Origin of the sequence: Pseudomonas sp. (assembly GCF_049645325.1) — a bacterium.
Classification (GTDB): Bacteria; Pseudomonadota; Gammaproteobacteria; order Pseudomonadales; family Pseudomonadaceae; genus Aquipseudomonas.
This window is the reverse complement of record NZ_JBARTQ010000064.1, coordinates 1-3,545: the sequence shown is the minus strand read 5'-3', so window position 1 is coordinate 3,545 and position 3,545 is coordinate 1. Positions and strand designations below refer to the sequence as shown.

Genomic DNA, 3,545 nt, shown 5'->3' with positions numbered 1-3,545 from the left:
TCGCGAGCAAGCCCGCTCCCACATTTAGAGCCAGTTGCTTCAGGGAAATAACACTCGTTTTGAGGAGAGCTGAACCATGCAAACCAAACTCTTGATCAACGGCCACCTGGTCGAAGGCGAAGGCCCGGCCCAAGCCGTATTCAACCCGGCCATCGGCCGCGTGCTGGTGGAAATCAAGGAAGCCAGCGAAGCCCAGGTCGACGCCGCCGTGCGCGCCGCCGATGCCGCCTTCGAAGGCTGGTCGCAAACCGCGCCGAAAGATCGCTCGCTGTTGCTGCTCAAACTCGCGGACGTGATCGAAGCCCACGGTGAAGAGCTGGCCAAGCTGGAATCGGACAACTGCGGCAAGCCTTACAGCGCCGCGCTGAACGACGAGATTCCGGCGATTGCCGACGTGTTCCGCTTTTTCGCCGGCGCCAGCCGATGCATGAGCGGCTCGGCCGGCGGTGAATACCTGCCGGGCCACACCTCGATGATCCGTCGCGACCCCGTGGGCGTGATCGCCTCCATCGCGCCGTGGAACTACCCGCTGATGATGGTCGCCTGGAAAATCGCCCCGGCACTGGCGGCCGGTAATACCGTGGTGCTCAAGCCGTCGGAACAAACCCCGTTGACCGCATTACGCCTGGTCGAACTGGCAGCGGAAATTTTCCCGGCCGGTGTACTCAACCTGGTATTCGGGCGTGGGCCAACCGTGGGCAGCCCGCTGGTGAACAACCCGAAAGTGCGCATGGTGTCGCTGACCGGCTCGATTGCCACTGGCGCAAACATCATTTCCAGCACCGCCGACAGCGTGAAACGCCTGCACATGGAACTGGGCGGCAAGGCGCCGGTGATCATCTTCAACGACGCCGACATTGATGCCGCGGTGGAAGGCATTCGCACCTTCGGTTTCTATAACGCAGGGCAGGACTGCACCGCCGCGTGCCGCATCTATGCGCAGGCGGATATCTATGAGGCGTTTGTCGAAAAACTCGGCGCCGCGGTCGCCAGCATCAAATACGGTTTGCAGGACGACCCGGCCACCGAGCTCGGCCCGCTGATCACCGCGCAGCATCGTGACCGCGTGGCCGGGTTTGTCGAACGCGCCGTGGCGCAACCGCATATTCGCTTGGTCACGGGCGGCAAGGCGGTGGAAGGCAATGGCTTCTTCTTTGAGCCCACCGTGTTGGCTGACGCACAGCAGGACGACGAGATCGTGCGCCGCGAGGTGTTCGGGCCGGTGGTGTCGGTGACCCGGTTCACCGACGAAGCGCAGGTGCTGGGCTGGGCCAACGATTCGGACTACGGGCTGGCGTCGTCCGTGTGGACCGCCGACGTAGGCCGCGCCCATCGCCTGGCTGCGCGTTTGCAGTACGGCTGCACGTGGGTGAATACCCACTTCATGCTCGTCAGCGAAATGCCTCACGGCGGTCAGAAACTGTCGGGGTATGGCAAGGACATGTCCATGTATGGCTTGGAGGACTACACCACAGTTCGGCATGTGATGTTCAAGCACTGACGCCATTGCCTCTGTGGGAGAACGTTTATGTGGGAGCGGGCTTGCCCGCTCCCACACAAGCCCGCTCCTGCCAGACCTCTAATAACAATAAATAATTCGTAGGTTCTTCCCCCATGGACATCACCCGCCGCGACTTCCTCAACGGCGTCGCCGTCACCATTGCCGCCGGCATGACCCCGCTGCAAATCCTCCAGGCCGCGCCCGACGGCCGTTACTACCCACCCGCCCTCACCGGCCTGCGCGGCAGCCATGCGGGCTCGTTCGAAGTGGCGCACCAGATGGGCTGGGAAAAAAAGGTGTTCGACACCGAGAAACTGCCGATCACCGAGGACTATGACCTGGTGGTGGTCGGCGGCGGCTTGAGCGGTTTGTCGGCAGCCTGGTTCTACCGCGAGAAGCACCCGAAGGCGAAGATCCTGATCCTGGAAAACCACGACGACTTCGGTGGCCATGCCAAGCGCAACGAGTTCCAGGCCGGTGGCCGCATGATTCTCGGCTACGGCGGCAGCGAGGCGTTTCAGTCGCCTGATCACCTTTTCAGCACACACGTGAATGGCCTGCTGAAAAAACTCGGGGTGAGTACCAAGCGCTTCGAAACCGCCTTCGACCGCCAGTTCTACCCGGGCCTGGGGCTTTCGCGCGGCGTGTTCTTCGACAAGGAAAACTTCGGCGAAGACAAACTGGTCACCGGCGACCCGACGCCGATGGTGGCCGACGACGTTGCGCCGGACCAACTGAATGCACGCGCCATCAGTGACTTCATCAATGACTTCCCCTTGCCGCCGGCCGACCGCCAGGCATTGATCGAATTGCACACCGCGCCCAAGGATTACCTGCCGGGCAAATCCGCCGAGCAAAAAGCCAGCTACCTGGCCGCCACCAGCTACCGCGATTTCCTGCTGAAAAACGTAGGGTTGTCGGAAGGCGCGGTGAAGTACTTCCAGAGCCGCACCAATGATTTCATGGCACTGAGCATTGATGCCGTTGCTTCTGCTGACGCCTATAACGTAGGTTTCCCAGGTTTTGGCGGGATGAATCTGGCGCCGATCAGCGAAGAAGCCGCAGCAGAAATGGAAGAGCCCTACATCTACCACTTCCCGGACGGCAATGCGTCGGTGGCCCGGCTGCTGGTACGCAGCCTGATTCCAGGCGTGGCGCCGGGGCACACCATGGACGATATCGTGCTGGCGGCGTTTGATTACGCCAGGCTCGATCAACCCAAGGCGCCAGTCCGGCTGCGCTTGAACAGCACGGCGGTGAGCGTGCGCAATGTCGGTGACGGCGTGCATATCGGCTACAGCCGCGGCGGGCAACTCGCACAGGTGCGTGGCAAACGCTGCATCCTGGCTTGCTACAACATGATGATTCCGTATCTGCTCAAAGACCTGCCGGCGCCCCAGGCGCAGGCGCTGAGCCAGAACGTCAAATACCCGCTGGTGTATACCAAGGTGGTGATCCGCAACTGGCAGTCATTCCAGACACTGGGCGTACATGAGATCTACGCGGCGACCCAGCCTTACAGCCGGATCAAGCTCGACTACCCGGTGAGCATGGGCGGCTACGACCACCCGCGCGACCCGACGCAGCCGATTGGCTTGCACATGGTCTACGTGCCCACCAGCCCCAACAGCGGCATGAACGCCCGCGACCAGGCACGCGCGGGCCGCGGCAAATTGTATGGGCAGACGTTCGAACAGCTTGAGGCGCAACTGCGTGATCAGTTGCAACGCATGCTCGGGCCGGGTGGTTTCAACCATCAAACCGACATTCTGGCGATCACTGTCAACCGCTGGTCACATGGTTATGCGAGCTTTTCCAACAGCTTGTTTGATGACGCCGATGAGAGCGAAGCGTTGATGAAGCTGGCGAAAAAACCGCTGGGGCATGTGAGCATCGCCAACTCGGACGCGGCGTGGAGTGCGTATGCCCATGCGGCGATTGATGAGGCGTACCGGGCGGTCGGTGAAGTGGCCTGAAACACACGCTATAAGCTGCTGAAGATCAAAATGTGGGAGCGGGCTTGCTCGCGAAGGCGGTGGGTCAG

2 protein-coding genes are annotated in these 3,545 nt (G+C 61.6%); both read left to right on the top strand.

Annotated elements, in window-relative coordinates; genetic code table 11:
* Window positions 1–76: 76 nt before the first annotated feature.
* Complete coding sequence (locus WBB95_RS02845; protein ID WP_424486199.1) at window positions 77–1,501, top strand: gamma-aminobutyraldehyde dehydrogenase; 1,425 nt, start codon at window positions 77–79, stop codon at window positions 1,499–1,501.
* A gap of 113 nt (window positions 1,502–1,614) precedes the next feature.
* Window positions 1,615–3,477: an NAD(P)-binding protein gene (locus WBB95_RS02840; protein WP_424486198.1), complete on the top strand. Its 1,863-nt coding sequence runs from the start codon at window positions 1,615–1,617 to the stop codon at window positions 3,475–3,477.
* The last annotated feature ends 68 nt before the right edge of the window (window positions 3,478–3,545 follow it).